Source organism: Emticicia sp. (assembly GCF_043780375.1).
Classification (GTDB): Bacteria; Bacteroidota; Bacteroidia; order Cytophagales; family Spirosomataceae; genus Emticicia.
Genome location: NZ_JAYWCU010000226.1, coordinates 35,078 through 59,485, shown reverse-complemented (window position 1 = coordinate 59,485; position 24,408 = coordinate 35,078). Strand labels below are relative to the sequence as shown.

The window sequence follows — 24,408 nt, the reverse complement described above, 5'->3', positions numbered from 1 at the left end:
TTTTGAAAGCATAGCACCGCTACGGTTGAAAAATTTGCTCAATTTGTAGCCGAAAAGATGGTGTTTTTCGACTTAAAATACTTTCGCAGGAAGTCTATTACATGGGCAGGAGAAAACCCAAATGAGAGAAAACATATATATTTTCAGAACAAATAATAAAAATGCTAAAGGTGCAAAAGTTTGGTTAGATGATTTGAGTATATTTGAAAAAGGAGATTTTACAAAAAAGAACTAAATCAGAGATATAGATAAGTATTACGAACTTACAGTTTCGCAAGTAGAAAAAGTTTTGAAAGGTGAAAAAATAAAAGCAATTTTAATAAAAAAATGATTTGGTAACTAAGCTAATAAATTTAAAATTTCCAAAAGGATTTGTAGAATTGTATTTGTCTGACGGTAGGATTATGAAAGTTCCATTGAATCTTTTTCCTGATATAAAAAAACATGTCGGATATTGACCGCAAACATTGGCAGATTTTAGACGGAGAGGAATTTACCTTCAAAAATAGTAACGAAGGCTTCCATTTAAGACAATTTGGATTGAATTGAAATTGGATTGTCTATTCGATTCTGTATAAATTTACTCTTTCATTGTTTTTTTGACAAAATAAATTCTCTTATTTGCAAAAAAACTGGGGTATATGAAAATTCAATTTTACGGAGCGGCTCAACGAGTTACTGGAAGCAAGCATCTTGTAACGACCAACAAAGGCAAAAAAATATTATTGGATTGTGGACTTTTCCAAGGAATTGGCACGACCGAATTAAATCTACAATTTGGGTTTGACCCCAAAGAGGTAGATTTCCTTATTTTAAGTCATGCTCACATCGACCACTCAGGACTTGTTCCGAGATTAGTCCGAAAAGGATTCAGAGGTACAATTTATGCCACAAACGCCACTAAGGATTTATGCGAAATGATGCTGCTCGATTCGGCGTATATTCAAGAAAAAGACTTAGAACGTATAAATAAAAGAAGAATAAAACGCAACGAAGAGCCTTTTGAATTGCTTTATAATGCCGAAGATGTGGCAATGGCTTTATCTTTATTCAAAACCGTAGATTATTCTACTCCTTTTTATTTAGAAGAAGGTATAACTGCTACCTATTTTGATAGTGGACATTTATTAGGAAGTGCCGGTATTTACTTGTCTTTAAAAGAGGAAAATGCTACGAAAACCTTATTTTTTACTGGAGATATTGGACGACCCAACGACAAAATTTTACGCAGTCCAATGCCTTTTCCACAAGCCGATTATATTATTTGTGAATCAACTTATGGCAATAAATTGCATGAGCCAGAAGTTGATGTAAAAGCACATTTACTGCGAATTGTTAAAGAAACCTGCGTAGAAAACAAAGGAAAACTACTTATTCCAGCATTTGCAGTTGATAGAACGCAAGAATTAATTTATGCCCTTGACCAACTTTCTTCCGAAGGACTTTTACCAAAAATCCCTGTTTATATCGACAGTCCTTTGTCAGTAAAAGCTACAATCGCAATGAGAAACAATGAAGAATGTTTTAATCCCGAAATATTACGGTATATTAAGCACGATGGCGATGCCTTTGATTTTGACAATTTACATTATATTAGTGAGGTAAATGAGTCGAAAGCCCTTAATGAAAGCCATGAACCATGTATTATTATTTCGTCGTCGGGTATGGCAGAGGCTGGCAGAATAAAACACCATATTGCCAATAATGTTGAAAAACCAACAACAACTATTTTACTGGTAGGCTATTGCTCTCCTGAAAGTTTAGGTGCTATATTAAAATCAGGAGCAAAAGAGGTAAGAATTTTTGGTCAGTTACATAAGGTAAATGCCCAAGTAGAAGTAATGGATTCTTTTTCTGCCCATGCCGATTATTCCGAAATGATTCAATATCTATCTTGCCAAGATGCTAAAAAAGTGAAGAAGCTTTTCTTGGTTCATGGAGAAATAGAGAATCAATTGGCTTTCAAAAATCGCTTGGAAAAAGTCGGTTTTCAAGAAATTCTAATTCCTGCACAAAGCGAAGGTTTTGATTTGTAAGCATTTTAAGTAGCTTTTGCGACAATCCTTCGTAATTTTGCCCTTAATAATTTTGCCTTAAAGTATATAAATTACTCAAATTTTAACTTCCCTATTAGAGGTCAGGGTTTTTTTTCTAATGAAAATAGCCATTCACGGTCGAAAATTTAATGTTGATTCCGTTCCCAATATTCAGCAAGTTTTTGACGAACTAAAACAACATAAAATAGAGATTCAACTTTCTGAATCTTTTAAACGAATATTGCTCCAATCGGGCATTAGGATTGATAGCAAAGTTGTTTACACTAATTCTAATGAAATCTTTGATGCCAACTTCGCTTTCAGCCTCGGTGGCGATGGTACATTCCTCGAAACGCTTTCGCACGTTGGTAAGCGAGAAATCCCTGTTTTAGGCTTCAATTTCGGACGATTGGGCTTTTTAGCGGCTGTTTCTCCCGACAAAATTGAAAGAACAATCTACCAATTAGTCAATGGACAATATAGTATTGACGAGCGAACAATGATTTCGGCAACCTCCGAAACAGAGCTTTTTGAAGAAGGCACGAATTTTGCTCTTAATGAAATAGCTATTTCAAAGACCGATACCTCTTCCATGATTGTAATTCATGCTTATATTAATGGCGAGTTTTTAAATACTTATTGGGCAGATGGTTTGATGGTAGCAACAGCAACAGGTTCAACGGGTTATTCGTTGAGTTGTGGTGGGCCTTTGGTTATGCCTCATTCGGCAAATTTTATTATTACGCCTATTTGTCCACATAACCTATTTGTGCGACCAATGATTGTATCTGATGACAGTGTCATTTCGTTCAAAGTAGAAAGTCGAAGTAATAATTTCTTAGTTTCGATGGACTCTCGTGCAAAGATTATTGGTGATGATGAAGAGGCAACGATTACAGTGAGAAAAGAAGATTTCAAAGCAAAAATGGTCAAAATGGAAGGCGATGATTTCTTAAATACTTTAAGAGGGAAACTTAAATGGGGCATTGATGCCCGAAATTGACAATAAAAGTTTTTATAATTACGTTAAATAATTTGACAAACCAGCTATTCGTATGAAATTGTTAAAATTAAGAAACACGGCTTATAGCCTATTATTGTGTTTTTCTTTGGTGCTTTTGGCTAATGAAGAAAACTTTGCTCAGTCTGGCATTTTCAGTAAAAAAAATAAACTCAATCAATTTTCATCGGTAGGCATTGGGGGAGGAAGCTCTCATTATTTTGGCGATTTATCTCCATATAGTTACTTTTATTATGGCCTAATCACGAATGTTCGTTGGAACGCAACTATCAATTATACGCGTCAATTATCGCCACAAATAGCTGCACGTGTTGGTTTTACTTGGGCAAGAATTGCAGGTGATGATTATAATTATTCACAACGTAATTTAGATAAATTTTATCAACCATTTCTGCGTAATCTTCATTTTAGAAATGATATAAAAGAATTTACCCTTACTGGTTTATTCAACCTTTTACCACAATATGGCAAAGGTCAACAAGGAAGAAGTAGTTTTATGCCTTATAGTTTCATTGGTTTTGGTTTTTATGGACATAATCCTCAAGCTCGTGATGTAGCAACCGTTGACGCAGGTACTGGTGAAGTAACAATAGGTGCTTGGACAAGCCTAAAAGACAAGCAAACATCGGGGCAAGGCATTAACGATACTTATCCAAAAGCATATTCCCTCATTCAACCTGTTTTTCCAGTAGGTTTAGGTTTGAAATTCAAATTAAATGAAAAATTTGATTTGAATTTAGAGACAGGATTAAGAATTACCCCTTTTGATTATTTAGACGATGTAGGTAATACCGACTATCCCAATCCAAATGATTTAGCAGCTGTTTCTCCTTTGGGAGCTATTTTTGCTAACCGTGCCGGTGAAAACTTTACCGCTCGTACAGGTGTTTCTCGTGTCAATGATTTTACTAATATTGCTATCAATCAATTAAATGCGGCAGGTACTCCAACACCAGCTACTAATGGTACAACACTGTTTGGCTACGCTGCCAATAGTGCCCGAGGTACAACAAGATGGGATAGTTATTTTGTCTCTCAACTCACTATTAGTTATATAATCAGTAGTAAAATCAAATGCCCGCCTATAAAATAACACTACTAAATATATGAGTATAAGCGGTTCTTCGCAGCAGCATTTAACGACAATTCTTAAATGATTATTTGCAAATTGGTAGTAAGAAAAATATTCGGTTTAGCTTCTCTTATTGTATTACAATCAAGTGTTTTTGCTCAAACGTGGGAAATAGGAGCGGGTGCTGGTGTATGCCAATACAAAGGCGATGTTATGCCCACATATAAGCCCTTAATTATCCGTCCAGGAGCAAATACCTTTGTGCGAATGAATTATAGCCGTTCTGTTTCTTTCAAGGCACAAGCCATGATTGGGAAAGTTCATGGCGACGACAAATTAGTCAAAACAGACCCATTACATCAATCACGAGAATATAGTTTTGATGCAAATTTGATAGAAGGTGGCGGACAAATAGAATATAACTTCTTGAATTTTCGAACCAGTGCTTCAAGGATTGTAAATAACTGGACTCCTTATGTTTTTGGAGGCTACGGAATTACTATTATTGACACAAAATCTCAAAGTAAAACGGACGTAAATCCTTCTGTTTTTTCTCCATATTCATCAAACAAAAATGAGCAATACATTTCGTTAGGCATTGGTTTTAAAAAACAATGGCAGAGAAAAGGCAAATGGAACTGGGGTGTTGAATTTGGAGCAAGACGAGTAAATACCGATTTTTTAGACAACTTTGGCTATTATTCCGATGGAACATATCCTTTGAATCTTCCTGCTGGTATTGTCCCTTCAGATGCCAAATTTCAATATTTGATTAAATACCAAATACCAAATACCAAAGTTAGGGACATGTATTATTATACAAATTTTTCGATTAGTTATTTATTTTACAAAGTTCATTGTCCAAATCCGCCCAGATAAAGTACCTTTTTCACTTTATTCTTGTTGTTAATTTAGATAAAACTTAGAAATTCATCTTTTTCTCTACAAAATCTGCTTCGAGATTCTACAAATCCTCAAAAACTTATCAATTACAGTTCTTTTTTTCTACCTTTGCAGTCCTTTTTGCTTACATTAGATTAATTAAACCTTGTTAATTCGTTATTGTTAATTGATTTACCCGTGAAAGAAAACATTGATTTAGGCAATTTACCCCGTCATATAGCCGTTATTATGGACGGTAATGGTCGTTGGGCAAAGCAACAAGGGGCTATGCGAATCTTTGGGCATCATCATGGTGTTAAATCGGTTCGAGATACTGTTGAAGGCTGCGTGGAATTAGGCGTAAAATATCTTACGCTCTACACTTTTTCAACCGAAAACTGGAATCGTCCAAAATTAGAGGTAGATGGTATCATGCAATTGTTAGTAAAAACTATTGGTGAAGAAGTGCCCGATTTGCACAAAAACAACGTTAGAGTTAAAACAATCGGCGACCTTGATAATCTTCCGAAATCGGCTCGCAAAAAGATGCTTGATTCGGTGGAATTGACAAAAAATAACACTGGACTAACACTGATTTTGGCATTGAGTTATAGCGGAAAGTGGGAAATAGTACAAGCAACCAAAAAAATTGCAGCAAAGGTCAAAACAGGAGAAATAGCTGTTGAAGACATTTCTGAAAATGTTTTTGCTCAGTATTTAGCCACCGAAGATGCCCCAGATGTAGATTTAATGATTCGCACAGGTGGCGATCACCGAATCAGTAATTACCTACTTTGGCAATTGGCTTACGCCGAATTGTACTTTATGGACGATTTATTTTGGCCAGAATTCCGTCAAAAGCATTTATTTGAAGCAATTGCCGCTTATCAACAACGTGAAAGACGTTTCGGCAAAACAAGTGAGCAATTACCTCCCATCGAATCGGCAAACCGCTCTTAAAGGAGTGTAAATATTAAATTATGATGATTAGAACTTTTATGAATACATTTTCTTGTTTTAGACGGTCTGGCGTTTCGGTTAGGAGTTTTCTCTTCATTCCTTTTTTACTTTCTTCTGTGGGTGTTTTTGCCCAGTTTCCACTTGGTGTAGGTCGTAAAATTGAGCAACCAAAAGAAATAGCGGTTAATTATGAGCGTCCAAAAGAATACACTATTTCGAAAATTACTGTTAGTGGTGTAAAGTTTCTCGACCCCAATACATTAATTTCGGTATCGGGTTTAAACGTAAATGATAAAATTACCATTCCTGGAGAGCGAATTAGTACCGCAATTCGTCGTTTGATGGAACAAGGTATTATCGAAGACGTTGCTATCAATATTGCCAAGATTGATTTTGATAAAGTAGAATTAGACATCCATTTACGAGAGCGTCCACGTTTAAATAAGTTTGTATTCAAAGGGCTACGTAAAGGTGAGATAGATGCCGTAAGTGACAAAGTAAAAGCCAATAAAGGAAAGGTAATTACCGATGCTTTGATAAAAAATATCCAACTGACTATCAAAAGGATTTATATTGAAAAAGGGTATCTGAATACTGTCGTACAAATCAAGCAAATTTCAGATACTATTCGTGCCAATAATGCCGCTTTGATTGTAAATATAGACAAGAAAAATAAAGTAAAAATTGATGATATAACACTTATTGGCGTAAACGAATTACCAGATTGGAAAGTATTAGGAAAATTGAAAAGTACGAAAATCAAAGCCCCTCTTCGTATTTTCTCGCCGTCAAAATTTATTCCCAAGAAATTTGAAGAAGACAAGAAAGCTCTTGTTGATTACTATAATAAAAAAGGCTATCGAGATGCCCAAATCACATCTGACTCTACCTTTTCGACTGATGGAGATAATCTAAGAATAGTATTGAATATTAACGAAGGAACTCGTTTTTACTACCGTAATATTACTTGGACAGGCAACTATTTGCGTAAAACAAAAGATTTAGAGGCAATTCTATCTATCAAGAAAGGGGACATTTATAACCCTGAAGAGCTTAATAAAAAAATTAATGGTATTCCACAAGGCGACGTTAGTTCGGCCTACATGGATGATGGTTACTTGTTTTTTAACTGTGAACCTGTCGAAATAGCCGTTGAAGGCGATTCGATAGACATTGAAATGCGAATTAGAGAAGGTAAGCAAGCAACCATCAACCGTATTATTCTTAACGGAAATACCAAAACCAGTGACCACGTTGTTATGCGTGAATTATTGACAAAACCTGGTCAAAAATTTAGTAAAACTGAACTTATAGAAACCCAACAAACACTTTCAAGATTAGGTTATTTCGATCCACAAAAGATTGAACCAAAACCAATTCCACAAGCTGATGGCACGGTAGATATTGAATACAATGTAGAAGAAAAACCAAGCGATAATATCGAATTATCGGGTGGTTGGGGCGGTTTACAAGGTTTTGTTGGTACTTTTGGCGTTATTTTCAACAATTTTTCTGCTCGAAATATTACAAATCTAAAAAAGTGGAAACCTCTTCCTGCTGGTGATGGTCAACGCTTAGCTTTACGTTTGCAAGCAAGTGGTAGATTCTATCAAACTTATTCACTCTCTTTTACAGAACCTTGGATAGGTGGCAAGAAACCAAATTCATTTTCGGTTAGTATATTTCACACTTCTTCCGATAATAGAGGTTATCAAAAAGCCTTAGAAAAACAATATGGAGCTGACTATGCCTCTATTTATGGAGGGTCAAGCCTTTATTCGGGTTATTTTAAAAATACAGGAGGATCTGTTACCTATGGAAAACGTTTAAATTGGCCAGATCGTAGCTTTAGTTTCAACGCTGCTTTGTCTTATCAAAGATATAATGTTGATAATAGTTATTTTATTCCTGGTTTTCAAAAAGGGGTTGCCAACGATTTATCAGTTGCTTTTACCCTTTCAAGGTATAGTTTAGATAATCCTCAGTTTACTCGTGCTGGTTCGCAATTTACTTTGAGTGCCACATTCAATCCTCCATATTCAGCATTTAGAAACGGAACAGTAACTGATAAATTCAAATGGATTGAAGGACATAAATGGATGTTTGATGGCGATTGGTATGCTCCAGTAGTTGGTAAATTGATTTTCCACGCAAAAGCTAATATGGGCTTTTTGGGTAAATATGGAGGTCGTGTAGATTTTAGTCCATTTGGTAGATTTATCTTAGGTGGAGCAGGAATGGGGATGCAAAACTCTATGAATGTGGGTGCCGATTTAATTGGCTTGAGGGGCTACGACGAGGGCGTAGTTCACGAACTATCAATGGCAGAAGCTGAACAATTAAGAACAAGCACTGGTAGTGTTACTTTGAGTCGTATGGGTGGAATTGCTTACAGTAAATATGCTGCCGAATTGCGTTACCCTGTTTCGCTTAACCCACAAGCAACTATTTTTCTCTTAACTTTTGTAGAAGCCGGTAATAGTTGGGGCAGTTATAAAGATTTCAATCCGTTCAAACTTCGTCGTACGGCGGGTGTTGGTGCAAGAATATTTATGCCAGCATTTGGTATGATTGGTCTTGATTTCGGCAAAGGATTTGACCCGATTCCCGGTATTTCAAATCGTGGCTTAAAGTCATTTACTTTTAGTATCGGTCAGCAAATAAGATAATTAGACTATTGTTAATCGCCAGCAAGTAGATAGTTTTTAAGTGAATTATTGGTTTACCTATTTGTTAAAAATCTGTTAATGATATACTAATTAGTTACGTAAGATACGTTAGTATGTCAGAATCACAAAAACTTAAAGGCTTCAATAATTTACCATTAAATAAAAAACATTCACAAATTTAAGCATTGACAATTATTTTTGAATGAAAAAGACAATATTTTTACTAATTTTGGCATTTGTTTCTGTTCAAACCTTCGCACAGAAGTTTGGATATGTCGATTCGGAGTTCATTACAAGCAAAATGCCCGAGTACAAAAAAGCACAAGAGGATATGGAAAAATATTCCGAAAAATGGGTGCAAGATATTGAAGAGAAAGAAACAGAGCTAAAAAAAATGCGTTTACAGTATCAGCAAGAAGAAATTTTGTTAACAGCTGATATGAAACGTGAACGACTAAAAAATATTGAAGACAAAGAAAATGCCTTGAAAGACCTAAATAATAAAGTTTTTGGCATCAATGGTTTGGTTTTTCAAAAAAAGAAAGAATTGATAAAACCATCTTTAGACGAAATCTATAAAGCTTGTGAAAAAATAGCCCGACAAAAACAATTAATGTTTATTTTTGACAAAGCATCAGATATTAATATGATTTATACCGACCCTCGCCATGATTATACCGATTATGTATTGGAGGCCTTAGGAATTTCATTGAAAGAAGACAAAAACCAAAATAACCAAGTAATCAAACCAAAAAAATAGTAAACAAATGAAGACGAAATTTTTTGCCGCATTTATCACGGCTTTAATGTTTGTTGGTATTGCTAACGTAAATGCCCAAACTGCAAAAATTGGCTATACCAATGTTGATTTTATTCTGAACAACATACCAGATGCAAAGGATATTGAAAGTAAACTGAAAACTGAAAAAGCTCAGTATGATAAACTTTTGCAAGATAAAATTGCAGCTTTTCAAGCAAAATACGAAGATTATCAAAAAAATGGTGGAACTATGTCAGCAGTAATTAAAGCTGACCGTGAGAAAGAATTGCAAAGTGGTCAAACTGCTATTCAAGAATTTCAACAAAATTCTGAAACTGCATTGCAACAAAAACAACAACAACTATTAGCTCCAGTTTTAGAGAAAATCGACAAAACTGTAAAAGATGTTGCTAAAGAAAATGGATATACGTATGTTTTTAATACTGACGCTGGGCCAGGAACAACTCCAATCTTGTTAGTTGCACCCGATGCTGATAACATTTCAGACTTAATTTTCAAAAAATTAGGCGTAACACCTCCTGCAAAAACAGCAGCACAAACAACTCCAGTTCCTGCACCTAAGAAATAAGGTTAGTGAACAATAAAATACTTGAAAAACCGCAAGAAGATTAATTTTCTTGCGGTTTTTGTTATATAATTTACTTTCCACATTTTTCAAGAATCATGTAGCGATTGGCTACTTTTGTAAGTAAAAAAAATTCTTTAACTATCTTTATCAACCCAAGTTAAAAGTGCTTATTTTCCGTTTATTACCACGATTTTTGTTTTTCTAAAGAAAAGAAAAAAGTGCTTTTTATAAATATTTTTTTCTTTTTTATGGATTTTATAATAATTGAATATAATTTGCGAAACTTTTCAGGAAAACAAAAACATTATCTTTGCTAAATATTAACAGTAAAAACCAACCACGATGAAGAAATTTTCCATTATCCTATTTTTACTTATTAACTTCGTCAGTAATACTTTTGCACAAGTAGTGCAAGCTGTATCAATGTCCCCAAAAGATTCAACCGGGGGCTTTGCTAAAACTCAACAACAATTTGTTTCTGGAGCTGTTGCCCGCAAGTCTGTTATAAGTTATGCTAAAAACTCAATGTCACAGTTTGAGGATAATAGAAAAAAAACTTTGCCTAAAGAAATGGATAGTTTGCTCGTAAAACAAGACTACCTCACACACGAGCAATTTCCAAATTATCTTACTCAAATAGAAAATGCCTACAAGCGAGAACTCGAAATTGTGAATAAAATCACAATTGACAATGTTTCTAAGCTTGAACAGGCAAGCCAATTGAATAAAACCTATTCTGTAAGCCAGAGTGGACAATGCTTTTCTGAAAAAGAGAAAGGTTCTTTTTTACTCACGCAAGACGATGAAGGAAAAGCCATTACCGGTTTTTCATTAGAAACACTAAAAGGAAATCCTCGCTACGGTTTGATTGACAATTACCATCAAGGCTATGCCCGTGTAAAAAAAGACATGGTTTTTGGATTTTTGAACCTTTGTGGCGAAGAAGTTATTCCTGCACAATATGACTACGCCGAGCCATTCAATGATGGCAGAGCATTAGTGAAAAAATTTTTCTGGCATTTTGTAAATGCTGAAGGTATTGAAAGTGAGGTTTTAACAGATATAATAGATGCCAAAGCCTTGAAATTTGGGGTTAGTTTAGCGAAGTTTAAAAGCAATAAATTTGCCCTTATTGACAACAGCTATGATTCTATTAAAAAGCCCATTTCAGCAGGTTATGATGAAATTGAAGCATTTATTGGTAATATTTTTAAAGTAAGAAATGGTAAACTGTTTGGATTGATAAAAATAGATGGTTCGTCAATTACTGACATCACTTTTGATAAAATTACACTTTCAGAAGCAAATCGCTGGATAATTGTTGAACAAAACAAAAAAGTAGGTTTAATTGATTCCGATGGGAATACTCGAATCAAACCTTCTTATGACTATATTCGTAGTGTAACAATTGACCCAAGTGTTTCACCAACAGCAGCCTCGGTAATAGCAAAAGATGCTTCGGGTATTCGCTTAATAGAACTTAACGAACGTAAGTTAAGTGAAACTTATGCCACAATTGGTGATTTTAACAGATTTGGATTAGCTCCTGCCTGTAAATCTATTGCTGATAAAGGAACAACAAAATGTGGTTACATAAGCTTTGATGGCACCGAAGTTATTCCACCTATTTATGATGAGGTACAACCCTTTAACGTAACAGGATTGGCTGTAGTTACCGAAAAAGCAACTAATTGTAGCAAACCAGTAGGTAATTGTTTAGTAGATATTGTCTATGACCGTTTCGGAAGAATTGTTATTGATAAAGTTAATCCTAACGCCCCAGAAGGTATTCGCTACATGGTTACAGATACTATTCTTGCCAGTACATTGGTTGTGGTTCGTACAAACTCTCCTACTGAAAAAGGCAACTATGATGATGGTTATAACCTTATAGATAAAAATACTTTGAAAAGATTTACCACAGAAGCCTACAAAAACATTCGTAAGTTCGACCGCACAAACTTAGCGATGTTGAAAGGTGATAAATGGGGCTTACTGGATTTTACAGGAAAAGAAGTTTTAACACCATCTTATAACGAATTATTGTTTTCATCAGAAGGACTGATTGGAGTCAAATATGACAATAATAAATACGGTTTTATTGATAAAAAAGGGAAAGTGCAGATAACTTTTGAATACTCCGAAATTAACCAATTCAAAAATGGAATGGCGATAGTTTCAAAAGGAAATAACAAAGTTGGTATTATTAATAAATTTAATGCTAAAATAGCCCCTTGCTTGTTTAAGTCGGTTCGATATATGGAAGATACAAGTCAGTACGAATTATCTGATACTTCAAATAATTTATATAACTTAAATAGCGGTGGAGATTGTATTTCTGCCAATAGTGCTAAGTTTTATGACCTTATACGCAAGGCAAATCAAAAGTGATTTTAAGCTGAATACTTTATAACAAAGAGACCTCAAATTGGATAGATTTGGGGTCTCTTTGTTCAATGGTTTTTATTTCTTTAGCTCACCATCAATCAAACGCCAAATGTTTAATGGATTATCGCTTTTTAGTTCATCCAATAAAAGCGAATCTGGGAAGTTTTGATAACAAACAGGGCGAGTAAAACGAGTAATTGCCATTGTGCCAACCGATGTGCTACGAGAATCTGTAGTTGCAGGAAATGGGCCACCATGAACCATCGCATGAGAAACTTCTACGCCAGTTGGAAAACCGTTGATTAGAATTCTACCTACCTTTTGCTCTAAAATTTCTATTAAATCAGCATACTCTGCCAAATCTTCTGCTGTACCGTGAACCGTTGCCGTCAAATGTCCTGTAAGGTTTTTGGCTGCTTGCAAAATCTCCTCTCTTGAATTTGCTTCCACAACCAAACTTGTAGGTCCAAAAATTTCCTCTCCAAGATGTGCATTATTATTCAAACCTTCAATATCTGTTCGTAAAATAATTGGTTCAACTGCAGTAAAACCTTCGGGTGCTTTACCAATACCAATAATTTGAGTAAAGTTTTTTGCGTGTTCGATACCTTTTACATAAGCATCACGAATACCCGTTGTGAGCATTACGCCTCCTTGTGCAGTTGGTGCTTGTTTTTCTAATTCCTTCATAAAATTATCATTTTTTTGCAAAAACAACATTCCTGGGTTCGTACAAAACTGTCCAACACCCATTGTTACTGAAGCCACAAAGTTTTGAGCAATTGCCGAGCCTTTTTCTGCCAAAATTTTCGGCAAAACAAAAACAGGGTTTACACTTCCCATTTCGGCATAAACAGGAATTGGTTCGGGGCGAGTAACTGCTGCATCAAATAATGCTTTACCCCCTTTATAAGAACCCGTGAAACCGACAGCCTTTATACTTGGGTGTTTCACCAAAGCCGAACCGATTTCGTGTCCATCATCAAACAGTAATGAAAATACTCCATCGGGCATATTTGTTGCCTCCGCAGCTTTTTGAATTGCTTTTCCGACTAACTCTGATGTTCCAAGATGGGCAGGATGAGCTTTAAAAATAACACAACAACCCGCCGCCAAAGCCGAAGCGGTATCGCCACCTGCCACCGAAAATGCCAAAGGAAAATTACTTGCTCCAAAAACGCCGACAACTCCCAGTGGTCTTTCCATGGCACGAATATCGGGGCGTGGAGCTGGCTGACGCTCTGGCAAAGCAGCATCTATTCGAGCATTTACCCATGACCCTTCACGCAAAAGTTGAGCAAAAAGACGAAGCTGACCAGTGGTTCGTCCCCTCTCTCCTGCTGCACGTCCTTGTGGTAATCCCGATTCTGCAACATATCTTTCGGTCAATAAGTCGCCTAAGTTTTCTATTTCTTCAGCTATTTTTTCTAAAAAACTGGCTTTTTCAAAACCTGACTTTTTGCGGTAAATTTGAAATGCTTTTGCTGCTTTGTCGGCAGCATAATTGAGTTCATCAGTAGTGGCTTTATAAAACAACGGTGCTAAGGTTTCGCCAGTAGCTGGGTTTATTGCTTGAATGGCTACCGTTCCTTCTGAAAATGTTTCAAAACCTATGATATTTCTTCCTGTGATTTGCATTATCAAGTTGTAAAGTTTGAAAGTTAAAAAGTTGTATTGATTAAAATATGATTTTGTACGACAGATTAGGAAATCCGTCATACGGTTACTTCATCTCAACTGTATTCACTAAAGTTCCGATGCCATCAATGGTTATACGTATTTCGTCGCCAACTTCAAGTGTAAATTCATCATTTGGCACAAGTCCAGTGCCTGTCATCAAGAAACAACCATTAGGAAACGATGATTCTCTAAATAAAAACTCCACGAGTTCGGTATGTTTTCGTTTCATTTGATTTATTTCTATTGAATTTGAAAAAAGAGTGATTTCGTAACGTAGAATTTCAATAGTAATTATAGTTTCGGGAGAAATTGGTTCATCAAAAATAGCGATACAAGGCCCAATGGCGGCACTTTTGTCATACGTTTTTGCTTGAGGCAAATACAAAGGATTTTCGCCCTCAATATCTCTCGAACTCATATCATTTCCAACGGTATAACCCGAAATTTGTCCTTTTGAATTTATGAACAGCGTCAGTTCTGGTTCAGGGACATTCCATTTTGAATCACGTCTTATTCTCACATTTTGCCCCGAACCTACCACACGATGCGGACTTGCCTTGAAAAAAATCTCTGGTCTATCAGCATCATACACACGGTCATAAAAATTATCCCCACCCGACTTTTTTGACTCTTCCATGCGAGCATTTCGGCTTTTGAGGTACGTTACACCCGCTGCCCAAACCTCTTGTGATTGAATGGGAGCTTGTAAACCATTGTCTATTAATGACTTATACTCTGATGCTGCTGGCAAAAGTTGTATTTCTCGCTGCAATTCAAAATATAGATCTTCACGATTGACAAATAAATCCCAATCAATATGTCGAGAGATGTAAAATTGGCTTTCATGTTCAATAACGAAACCTTGTAAAGTTTTATAGATTTTCATACGGTTGAATAAAAAGGTTTGAGGGTCAATATTAAGCAAAAAGAGGCATATTAGATATAATAATGTAAGACTTTTCTAAAGAAAAAAATTTAAATAATTCTAAACAAAAAATAATTCTAAAAAATTTCGACAAAATTATTTGGAAATATAAAGCAAAGTAAATTTATTTGTATCAGAAAACGATTCGCACATAGCGAATATTCGCAATTAGAGAATATTTTTATTGATGAAATTACCAAGCGTTATAGTTGTTCCAATTATTCTTCTACTCGTCTGAACGAGTGTGAAGAAGGATGCTATGCAATAATCAAAACCTTCTTCACAAACGGTGAGGAAGGTTTTTTTGCATAAAACTAAGTATTTATAACCACATTTATCAAAAATCAATGGCAATCTTAAATAAATTCAGCCGCACCCTTACACAAGAAATTGAAAATCCAGCAGCCAAAGCGATGCTCTACGGAGTAGGTTTGACTGACGAAGATATGCAAAAAGCCCAAATTGGCATTGCAAGTACAGGTTATGAAGGAAATACTTGCAACATGCACCTCAACGGCTTGTCGGTTCATGTCAAAAAAGGTATTCAAGAAAATGGCATGGTTGGCTTAATTTTTAATACAATCGGTGTTTCGGATGGCATGACAAATGGCAACGACGGCATGAGTTATTCATTACCAAGTCGAGATATTATTGCTGACTCTATCGAAGATGTAGTGGCTGCTCAATGGTACGATGGCGTGATTGCAGTTGTAGGTTGTGATAAAAATATGCCGGGAGCAATGATGGCTTTGGCAAGATTGAATCGCCCAGGAATGTTGGTTTATGGCGGAACGATTCGTACGGGTGAATATAAGGGACAAAAATTAGATATTGTTTCAGCATTTGAGGCTTTGGGTAAAAAATTTGCAGGAACAATTTCGGACGAAGATTATGAAGGGGTAATAAAAAATGCAATTCCTGGGGCTGGGGCTTGTGGCGGAATGTACACCGCCAACACAATGGCATCGTCAATGGAAGCAATGGGTTTGACTTTACCAAACTCATCGAGTTACCCAGCTACGCATGAAGGCAAAAAAGCAGAATGTATTGCTATTGGTGCGACAATGAAAAATATGTTGGAGAAAAACATTTGTCCACGTGATATAATGACTCGCAAGGCATTTGAAAATGCTATGACAATGGTTATGGTAATGGGCGGCTCAACAAATGCAGTTTTGCATTATTTGGCAATTGCAAGTGCCGCCGATGTAAGTTTTACTTTAGATGATATTCAAGCAATTTCTGACCGCACGCCTTTCATTGGAGATTTGAAACCTTCGGGCAAATACTATATGGAAGACATGTTGGCAATTGGTGGTGTGCCTGCTTTGATGAAATATTTACTTAAAAAAGGACTTATTCACGGCGATTGCATGACGATTTCTGGCAAAACCATCGCCGAAAATTTAGAAGATGTACTAGATTTGGATTTTGAAACACAGAAACTGATTCATCCATTAGAAAACCCAATCAAATCTTCGGGGCATTTACAAATTCTTTACGGAAATCTTGCCGAAAAAGGAGCTGTTGCCAAAATTACAGGCAAAGAAGGCGAAATGTTTGAAGGAATTGCCAAAGTTTGTGAGCGTGAAGAAGAAGTAATTGAGTTTTTGAGCAAAGGCGAAATTAAAGCTGGTCAAGTAATTGTAATCAGAAACGAAGGACCAAAAGGTGGGCCAGGAATGCCCGAAATGTTGAAACCAACTTCGGCAGTAATGGGTGCAGGTTTAGGAAATAGCGTTGCTATGATTACCGACGGCCGTTTTTCTGGCGGAACGCACGGTTTTGTAGTTGGGCATATTACACCCGAAGCCTTTGACGGTGGTACTATTGCCTTGGTAAAAGATGGTGACAAAATTACGATTGATGCCATTGATAATAAGCTAACGCTTCATGTTTCGGACGAAGAATTAGCTATACGAAGAGCCGCATGGAAACAAATTCCTTCGACATTTACAAGAGGTGTTCTAAGAAAATACATCAAAAACGTAAGTTCGGCGAGTGAAGGATGTGTTACTGATTTGTAGAAAAACAATTACAAACTATAGAGTTAAATGATAGACTGAAAAAAGATATAAATATAAAAAACATAAAATTAAGTAATACCATGTATCGCCTCGACCGTACGGCATTCCGAATGGGAAACCACCAAGAAGCCGAAGATAATAGAACATACTGGCAAAGCCAATCAATGAACGAACGCTTAAAAGCAGCGATGTATCTAAATAGTGTGGCTTATAATTTTGACATAAACAACCCCATTAGAATAGATAAAACAGCTTTTAATATGAGAAAACATGAAAACTAATATTTTTAATGTTGATTTTCAAGAATTTATTGATGCTCTCAATCAAGCAAAAGTTAGGTATATATTGGTAGGTGGTTATTCTGTTATTTTACATGGATACTCCCGAACAACAGGTGATATGGATATTTGGGTAGATAAAACAAAAGAAAATTATGATGCACTCAAAAAAGCATTTTATATATTCGGAATGCCCGTTTTTGATATGACTGTCTCTAATTTTCTTGATAACCCATCGCTTGATGTTTTTACTTTTGGCAGACCGCCAGTAGCCATTGATATTATTACGACCATTAAAGGACTACAATTTCAAGATACTTATGCACATGCACTTGATTATCAAATAGATGACGATACAACATTATCAGTAAAACTCATTCATTTAAAAGATTTAATTACAACCAAGCAAGCCTCAGGGCGAGCAAGAGATATAAACGATATTGAAAATTTATCACCCAAAAATTAACATGGGAAATTTATTAGAAATAGAAATAAAACAGGAAACCTTTGCAGCAGTTGCTGAAGGCAATGAAGGAAAAACTTTTCTTTCGGGAGCTCAGGCAATGATGGAATGTTTATTGGCCGAAAACGTTGAAACCATTTTTGGGTATCCTGGAGGGGCAATTATGCCAACTTACGATGCTCTATATGATTATATTGATAGAATTAACCACATTTTGGTTCGTCATGAACAAGGTGCTGGACACGCCGCTCAAGGCTATGCTCGTGCAAGTGGACGTACAGGCGTTTGCTTAGTAACTTCTGGGCCTGGTGGAACAAATCTCATTACACCCATTGCCGATGCAATCATTGATTGCACACCTTTGGTCTGTATTGTAGGTCAAGTGAAATCAAATTTGCTCGGAACGGATGCTTTCCAAGAAACAGACATGATTGGCGTAACAACACCGGTTTGTAAGTGGAATTATCAAATTATCGACCCGAACGAAGTACCAGAAATCATGGCAAAGGCATTTTTTATTGCCAAATCGGGTAAGCCAGGCCCCGTGGTTATTGATTTTACTCGTGATGCACAAGCAGCAAAAATGACCAAAGATTTTTCTTACAAAAAAGTAGAAAAAATGGTCAGTTATAACCCTCGTGTTATTCCTAAACAAGAGCAAATTGAAAAAGCGGCAGAACTAATTAACAAAGCAAAGCGTCCATATATTTTATTTGGACATGGTGTTTTGATTGCCGATGCCATGCAAGAATTACTTGATTTTGTTGAAAAAACAGATATTCCTTGTGCAAGTACTTTATTGGGGCTTTCGGCTATGCCAAATAATCACCCCAATTACATGGGCTGGTTGGGTATGCACGGAATGTATGCCCCCAATGTAATGACCGACCAATGTGATATATTGATTGCCATAGGAATGCGTTTTGATGACCGTGTAACTGGTGATTCTACGAAGTTTGCTCCACAAGCACGTATTATTCACATCGAAATAGACCCTTCGGAAGTTGAAAAAATCAAGAAAACCGAAGCTCCTGTCATTGGAGATGCTAAAGAAGCCTTGAAAATGCTAATGCCTTTAGTGAAGAAAGGGGATTTTACAGGCTGGAAAAATGAATTCAGGAAATTGGATATAAAAGAATACGATAAGGTAACCCTTCGTGACTTGAGCCAAGAAGGAAAGATAAAGATGGCAGAAGTTGTTGCTTTACTTTCAGACAAAACAAACGGAGAAGCCTGTATTGTGGTTGATGTGGGTCAGCATCAAATGGTTACAGCACGCTATTATCAATTCAAGAAACCAAACTCTTTTATCGCTTCTGGCGGACTTGGTACCATGGGCTTTGCTATTCCTGCTTCTTTTGGGGCGAAAGTTGGGGCTCCAGACCGTGAAGTTGTTGGTATTATTGGTGATGGCTGTTTCCAAATGACAATTCAAGAACTCGGCACAATTGCCCAAAGTGGTTTGGCAGTGAAAATGATTATTTTGAATAATAATTTCTTAGGAATGGTTCGTCAATGGCAACAATTATTTTATGATAATCGCTATTCGTTTGTTGAACTTCAAAACCCTGATTTTATTACAATTGCCAGAGGGTTTGGTATTGACGGTCATACTTGTTCGGAAAGAGAATCACTGAGCGATTCGCTCGATAAAATGCTTGATTCAAAGAAAGCGTATCTTTTAGAAGTTATTGTAGAAAAAGAAGAAAACGTTTTCCCAATGGTTCCTGCGGGAACAAGTGTGAGTGAAATTAGATTGGAGTAAATTTCGATGTTCGATGCTTGATTTTTGATGTTAGGAATATTGATGAACTTTGTAAAATCTCTAAATTACATGAAATCTTATATTGAGTTAGATGTTTGGAAGCAAAGTGGGCAATTAGTTACACAGACTTACGAATCGACTATGCAATTTCCAAAGGAAGAGCAGTATGGACTTTCAAATCAAATGCGTCGTTGTTCAGTATCTATTCCTTCAAATATTGCTGAGGGGCATGGAAGAAATCATATTAAAGATTCATTACAATTCTTTTTCATAGCAAGGGGGTCTTTGTACGAATTAGAAACGCAACTTTATTTATCAAGTGATTTAGGTTATTTTCAACTTAATGTACTGAATGAACTTTTAGAGAAAATAACAACTTGTAAACAAATGTTAAATGGTTTGATTAGGTACTTTGAAAATCGAATATCGAGCATCTAACATCAAACATCGAAAAACTCAATGACAACATATACTATTTGCGTATTTACCGAAAATACCATCGGATTACTCAACAAAATCACAATTATATTTACCCGTCGAAGAATCAATATTGAATCATTGACGGTTTCGGAAACTGAGCGTAAAGGTATTTCTCGTTTCACAATCGTTATCAAACACGAAAAACGTGAAGAAGTAGAAAAACTCGTACGCCAGATTCGAAAAATCATTGAAGTTTTAGCCGTTTTTGGCTATCTCAACGAAGACATTGTTTATAACGAAATTGCACTATTCAAGGTTTCAACACCTTTGAATGGAAAATCTGTCGATGTCGAAACAATTAACAAGGTCTATAAAGCATGGGTAGTTTATTGGGGACTCGACTACGTAGTTATTGAAAAAACAGGTACTGAAACTGAAATTTTTGAATTTTTTAAATACATAAAACCTCACAAAATTATTGAATTCGTACGATCAGGACGAGTGGCAGTAGGAAAAACGCCACAAGGCTTAATTGAATATCTTCCAGAAGAAATTACCGAATGGGAGTATTATTTGTAAATTTCCTTAAAAAAACAGGTATATTATTGCTTAAACCAAAAACAAATCAATAAAAATGGCAAAATTAAATTTCGGCGGTGTTGAAGAAGAAGTTGTAACCCGCGAAGAGTACCCACTCGAAAAATCAAGAGAGTTTTTGAAGAAACAAACCATCGCTGTAATTGGCTACGGTGTACAAGGCCCTGGTCAAGCAATGAATATGCGTGACAATGGCTTCAACGTAATCGTTGGACAACGCCCAGGTAAAACTTATGACAAAGCCGTTGCTGATGGTTGGGTTCCTGGCAAAACACTTTTTGGCATTGAAGATGCTCTTAAAAAAGGTACAGTTATATGCTTTTTATTGTCAGATGCAGCTCAAATCGCTCTTTGGCCAACAGTAAAACTACACCTTAAAAAAGGTAAAACTTTATATTTTTCACACGGTTTTGGTATTACTTATAGCAAAAAGACTGGCATCAAACCACCTAAAAATGTTGATGTAGTTTTGGTAGCTCCAAAAGGTTCTGGTACGTCACTTCGTCGTTTATTTGTAGAAGGAAAAGGCTTGAACTCAAGTTTTGCTGTTTTCCAAGATGCTTCAGGACACGCTCGTGAAACAGCAATTGCAATGGGTATCGGTGTTGGGTCAGGTTATTTGTTTGAAACTGATTTCTACCGTGAAGTTACTTCTGACCTTACTGGTGAGCGTGGCACTTTGATGGGAGCAATTCAAGGTATTTTTGCTGCTCAGTACGAAGTTTTGCGTGAAAATGGTCACTCTCCATCTGAAGCATTCAACGAAACTGTGGAAGAATTGACACAATCTTTGATGCCATTAGTTGCTGAAAACGGAATGGATTGGATGTACGCCAACTGTTCGACAACAGCACAACGTGGAGCTTTGGACTGGTGGAAACCTTTCCACGATGCAACCAAGCCTGTTTTCAAGAAATTGTACCAAAGTGTAAAATCACAAAAAGAAGCAACTCAATCTATCGAACGTAACTCTCAACCAGATTACCGTGAAAAATTGGAAGTAGAATTAGCTGAACTTCGCGATTCAGAGATGTGGCGTGCAGGTGCAACTGTGCGTAGTTTACGACCAGAAAGAAGCTAAGTTAGTTTCATAGAATAATTAAAAAGCCCACTTCTTAAAAATATGTGGGCCTTTTAATTATTTATTTTGGCTGATATTTATGCTCCTAATTGTTGGCTAAAACTCGCATGATTCCAGTTGATACTTATTGAAGTGATTTTATCATCCTCATCAAAGCGAAAAATGAAAATATGTTCTGTTTCAAAACGAAGCCCTTTGCTCACGATTCCTGCAAAATCTTTGGCTTGTGTACCAAAAATCACCACTTTGCAGATAACTGCATCATCTTCAATTTCCATTGTATCAATGGTATTATCAATGTTGGGGAAGCAATCCATCAATGCAGTCCAAAGTCCCTTGCCGAGTTCACTAACTTTTCCTTTTCCCCCATCGCCTAAAGGTTGAAAATCAACGGTAGCATCGGGTGTGCAAAGTCCCACCATTCTATCGGTGTCAAGGTCTTGATATGCCGAGAAAAATTCAATGCAAGTACCTTTGCGAGTAAGGTCGGTTGTTGTTTCTTTTTGTGTTAACGTTTCCATAGTATTTTTATTAATGTATTTATTAATCAGAGGTTTATCAATTATTTTGGATAATTTGCATGGGCTTTTACCTTACGAATTTGGCGAAGATGTCGGTCAACGTGTCCCCATTGGTAAATATAAACTTGGTGCATATTTCGGGGATAATCAGTAGTCGTAAATTCAAAAACTGCTCTCATGTCAGCATTCGTTTTTTCAGTAAAAGTAATATTGTCATTGCGTAATTTCACAAAACGAATGATATTATTTTTACCTTCAATAAAACCAAATGGTCGAGAAATATCAGGCGAGTCGTGGACTTTATCTTCCATGATAAAGTCATGATAATAACTATCAGGCTTGCTTGTGGCTATCAAATCGGGTCTTGCAGGATTTCGAGAACTGACCCCTATTTCTCTCGACCATAAAAGCTCCCAGTTTCCGAGATGCTCCACAACTTCGGCAATTGACCAACGCTCAGGCAATTCTTTAAATTTCCATTGTTCGGGTGTTAGATTTTCAGTTTCTTTCACCAAATCATCTCTTGTTCTTTTTAGGTTATCAAGCGTATATTGTCGGTCGGCTTCCGTCCAAAGTTTTTCTTGGGCATTTGCCGAAATAGTGAAAAACAATAAAATTATTAGTTTTTTCATGATTATAAATAGTTGATTATCAGTTTTTTATGAAATATTACATTATTTAGCTCTTACCCTTTTTTCTACAAATGTATTGTGTCCCCATTCGTTGGTTACATCTTTGCCATCTGCCATAAGTGCTTTTTTAAATCCATAAAATACAAGCGTATCTCCTTCCATTTTCCACTCTTGCCAATCAGACGAGCCATTGAATTTTGTGTCCGAATAATACTTAAACGTTTCTTTGTAGGTATTGCCATTCACTTCATAAGAACCCGCTCCTGCTCCATTAAAATTACCAGTAGCATCGAACATAATAAAGCTGAAACGTCCCTCATTAAAAACCTTAAATTGCTTTTTTGTAGTTATTTTTTTTCCTCCTTGTTCATCCGAAACCAGTTCCCAATTACCTTCTATTGGAGAAAACGCTTTCTTTTCAGCAGTTTGTGAAGCCTCTTTTGATTGATTATTACACCCTAATAATGCTATCAGGTTTACTAAAAACAAGTAAAAAGCGACATTTTTAAAAATAATTGAAGATGTTTTCATGATTATAAAGTTTTGATTTCGATACAAAGCTATCAAACCTTTAAATCATGGTATTGTAAAAATGCGACATTTTTAGGTAGTTAAATAATGCAACAACTCCACATTGTTTTTCAAATAAAGCGAAGGCGATTTACCAGTAAAAGCCGTAAATTCTTTGATAAAATGAGATTGGTCATAATAGCCCGATTGATAAATGAGGTCGTGCCAATCGGCTATTTGCCAACGTTTTGTCGCCATTATCGAACACAAATATCCAATTCGACGAATACGGGCATAATATTTGGGACTAACACCCACTTTTTGAAGAAATTGCCGCTCAAATTGTCGGCGACAAACATATAAGTCGTCCATCAATTCAGTAACATTGATAATGCCTCTTTTTGCAACAATCAAATTAGCAGCATAATCTGTTCTATCAAGCGTGTTTTTTGACTTTAAAAGCTTGATAGTCAAATAATTATTTAAAACAAAAACACGTTCTTGGTGAGTTTTCGCTTCCTCAATTCTATCTTGAATTTGGTCAGTTTCTTTACCCAAAACATCATTCAAATTCATTCGTTCATTATTAAATTCATACATCTGTAAGCCAAATAAAGTATTGACTGCCGCAGGTCGAAAAACGATGCCAACCATTCCAATTTTACCCTTTATTTGTAGTTGATAACTCTTAGTAGATTGCCCTGAGATGAAATTTTTAGGTGTAGCAATTCCTTCATATTTTTCGTTAAAAACTTGGTAGGATTCGCCATAATTGAAAACCATAGAAGCATATCCATTGGGTGGAGATTCCACAACGATTGGTTGTTCAATTGCCGTGTTATTTTCCCAAACGAAATAACACTCAACAAATGGTTGCAATAATTGTGCGGCTTGAAATTTTTGATAAAACATCTTTTAGGCATTTGACAAAATAAATATAAACCTTAGCGACTTGACTATCAACATTTTATCTAAATATTTATTTTATGGCATTGCCCACTTGATTTTTGAATATTTGAAAAATCGAAAAATATTCTTCCCTCAAAAAACATTTATTTTATAGCAAAAATCAGCAAAAAAATATCTAATTTTTAATCTCAGGCAGAAAACCTTGTATCTTTGAGGGTGTTTA

At 36.0% G+C, this 24,408-nt stretch carries 22 protein-coding genes; 16 read left to right on the top strand and 6 right to left on the bottom strand.

The window, feature by feature from the left end; genetic code table 11:
• Positions 1-641: 641 nt before the first annotated feature.
• The 9 genes from ACH2CJ_RS17635 (at position 642) to ACH2CJ_RS17595 (ending at position 12,380) form a co-directional block, all read left to right on the top strand.
• The gene (locus tag ACH2CJ_RS17635) at positions 642-2,036 is read left to right on the top strand and encodes an MBL fold metallo-hydrolase RNA specificity domain-containing protein (protein WP_394994651.1); all 1,395 of its coding nucleotides are present in this window, start codon (positions 642-644) and stop codon (positions 2,034-2,036) included.
• 118 nt (positions 2,037-2,154) lie between these two features.
• Positions 2,155-3,039, top strand: coding sequence for an NAD kinase (locus ACH2CJ_RS17630; RefSeq protein WP_394994649.1), 885 nt, complete (start codon positions 2,155-2,157; stop codon positions 3,037-3,039).
• Positions 3,040-3,091: 52 nt separating this feature from the next.
• The gene (locus tag ACH2CJ_RS17625) at positions 3,092-4,150 is read left to right on the top strand and encodes a DUF6089 family protein (protein WP_394994646.1); all 1,059 of its coding nucleotides are present in this window, start codon (positions 3,092-3,094) and stop codon (positions 4,148-4,150) included.
• Positions 4,151-4,210: 60 nt separating this feature from the next.
• Complete coding sequence (locus ACH2CJ_RS17620) at positions 4,211-5,008, top strand: DUF6089 family protein (RefSeq protein WP_394994643.1); 798 nt, start codon at positions 4,211-4,213, stop codon at positions 5,006-5,008.
• A 201-nt stretch (positions 5,009-5,209) separates the two neighbouring features.
• Positions 5,210-5,971, top strand: coding sequence for an isoprenyl transferase (locus tag ACH2CJ_RS17615; RefSeq protein ID WP_394994641.1), 762 nt, complete (start codon positions 5,210-5,212; stop codon positions 5,969-5,971).
• A 20-nt stretch (positions 5,972-5,991) separates the two neighbouring features.
• Positions 5,992-8,640 (top strand): outer membrane protein assembly factor BamA, encoded by a 2,649-nt coding sequence (gene bamA, locus ACH2CJ_RS17610; protein ID WP_394994638.1) that lies wholly within the window; start codon positions 5,992-5,994, stop codon positions 8,638-8,640.
• Positions 8,641-8,842: 202 nt separating this feature from the next.
• Positions 8,843-9,400, top strand: coding sequence for an OmpH family outer membrane protein (locus tag ACH2CJ_RS17605; protein WP_394994635.1), 558 nt, complete (start codon positions 8,843-8,845; stop codon positions 9,398-9,400).
• A 7-nt stretch (positions 9,401-9,407) separates the two neighbouring features.
• Positions 9,408-9,989: an OmpH family outer membrane protein gene (locus tag ACH2CJ_RS17600; protein WP_394994633.1), complete on the top strand. Its 582-nt coding sequence runs from the start codon at positions 9,408-9,410 to the stop codon at positions 9,987-9,989.
• 342 nt (positions 9,990-10,331) lie between these two features.
• Positions 10,332-12,380 carry a WG repeat-containing protein gene (locus tag ACH2CJ_RS17595; protein ID WP_394994631.1) on the top strand — a complete coding sequence of 683 codons (2,049 nt, stop codon included), beginning with the start codon at positions 10,332-10,334 and terminating at the stop codon, positions 12,378-12,380.
• A gap of 72 nt (positions 12,381-12,452) precedes the next feature.
• On the opposite strand, the gene ACH2CJ_RS17590 is transcribed toward ACH2CJ_RS17595, so the two are convergent.
• Both ACH2CJ_RS17590 and ACH2CJ_RS17585 read right to left on the bottom strand, forming a co-directional pair.
• On the bottom strand, positions 12,453-14,015 hold the full coding sequence (locus ACH2CJ_RS17590; RefSeq protein WP_394994629.1) for an aldehyde dehydrogenase (NADP(+)): 1,563 nt from the start codon (positions 14,013-14,015) through the stop codon (positions 12,453-12,455).
• 85 nt (positions 14,016-14,100) lie between these two features.
• Positions 14,101-14,943 (bottom strand): fumarylacetoacetate hydrolase family protein, encoded by an 843-nt coding sequence (locus ACH2CJ_RS17585; protein WP_394994626.1) that lies wholly within the window; start codon positions 14,941-14,943, stop codon positions 14,101-14,103.
• Positions 14,944-15,329: 386 nt separating this feature from the next.
• On the opposite strand from ACH2CJ_RS17585, the gene ilvD reads away from it, so the two are divergent.
• From ilvD to ilvC, 7 genes are all read left to right on the top strand, one after another.
• Positions 15,330-17,009: a dihydroxy-acid dehydratase gene (ilvD, locus tag ACH2CJ_RS17580; protein WP_394994624.1), complete on the top strand. Its 1,680-nt coding sequence runs from the start codon at positions 15,330-15,332 to the stop codon at positions 17,007-17,009.
• Between the two features lie 80 nt (positions 17,010-17,089).
• Positions 17,090-17,290, top strand: coding sequence for a hypothetical protein (locus ACH2CJ_RS17575; RefSeq protein WP_394994623.1), 201 nt, complete (start codon positions 17,090-17,092; stop codon positions 17,288-17,290).
• Positions 17,280-17,753, top strand: a complete 474-nt coding sequence (locus ACH2CJ_RS17570) for a DUF6036 family nucleotidyltransferase (protein ID WP_394994621.1) — start codon at positions 17,280-17,282, stop codon at positions 17,751-17,753. Before ACH2CJ_RS17575 ends, ACH2CJ_RS17570 begins: the two co-directional genes overlap by 11 nt.
• A 1-nt stretch (position 17,754) precedes the next feature.
• Entirely contained in the window at positions 17,755-19,515 is a 1,761-nt protein-coding gene (gene ilvB / locus ACH2CJ_RS17565) for a biosynthetic-type acetolactate synthase large subunit (protein ID WP_394994619.1), read from the top strand.
• A 69-nt stretch (positions 19,516-19,584) separates the two neighbouring features.
• Positions 19,585-19,953, top strand: coding sequence for a four helix bundle protein (locus ACH2CJ_RS17560; RefSeq protein ID WP_394994616.1), 369 nt, complete (start codon positions 19,585-19,587; stop codon positions 19,951-19,953).
• A 21-nt stretch (positions 19,954-19,974) separates the two neighbouring features.
• The gene (ilvN, locus tag ACH2CJ_RS17555) at positions 19,975-20,514 is read left to right on the top strand and encodes an acetolactate synthase small subunit (protein WP_394994614.1); all 540 of its coding nucleotides are present in this window, start codon (positions 19,975-19,977) and stop codon (positions 20,512-20,514) included.
• A gap of 55 nt (positions 20,515-20,569) precedes the next feature.
• Positions 20,570-21,613, top strand: coding sequence for a ketol-acid reductoisomerase (gene ilvC / locus ACH2CJ_RS17550; protein ID WP_394994611.1), 1,044 nt, complete (start codon positions 20,570-20,572; stop codon positions 21,611-21,613).
• A 77-nt stretch (positions 21,614-21,690) separates the two neighbouring features.
• On the opposite strand, the gene ACH2CJ_RS17545 is transcribed toward ilvC, so the two are convergent.
• The 4 genes from ACH2CJ_RS17545 to ACH2CJ_RS17530 form a co-directional block, all read right to left on the bottom strand.
• On the bottom strand, positions 21,691-22,134 hold the full coding sequence (locus ACH2CJ_RS17545; protein ID WP_394994608.1) for a nuclear transport factor 2 family protein: 444 nt from the start codon (positions 22,132-22,134) through the stop codon (positions 21,691-21,693).
• A 41-nt stretch (positions 22,135-22,175) separates the two neighbouring features.
• Positions 22,176-22,766, bottom strand: a complete 591-nt coding sequence (locus ACH2CJ_RS17540; RefSeq protein ID WP_394994606.1) for a DinB family protein — start codon at positions 22,764-22,766, stop codon at positions 22,176-22,178.
• 42 nt (positions 22,767-22,808) lie between these two features.
• Positions 22,809-23,297, bottom strand: coding sequence for a hypothetical protein (locus ACH2CJ_RS17535; RefSeq protein WP_394994603.1), 489 nt, complete (start codon positions 23,295-23,297; stop codon positions 22,809-22,811).
• 72 nt (positions 23,298-23,369) lie between these two features.
• Positions 23,370-24,188: a DUF6597 domain-containing transcriptional factor gene (locus ACH2CJ_RS17530; protein ID WP_394994600.1), complete on the bottom strand. Its 819-nt coding sequence runs from the start codon at positions 24,186-24,188 to the stop codon at positions 23,370-23,372.
• Positions 24,189-24,408: the final 220 nt, after the last annotated feature.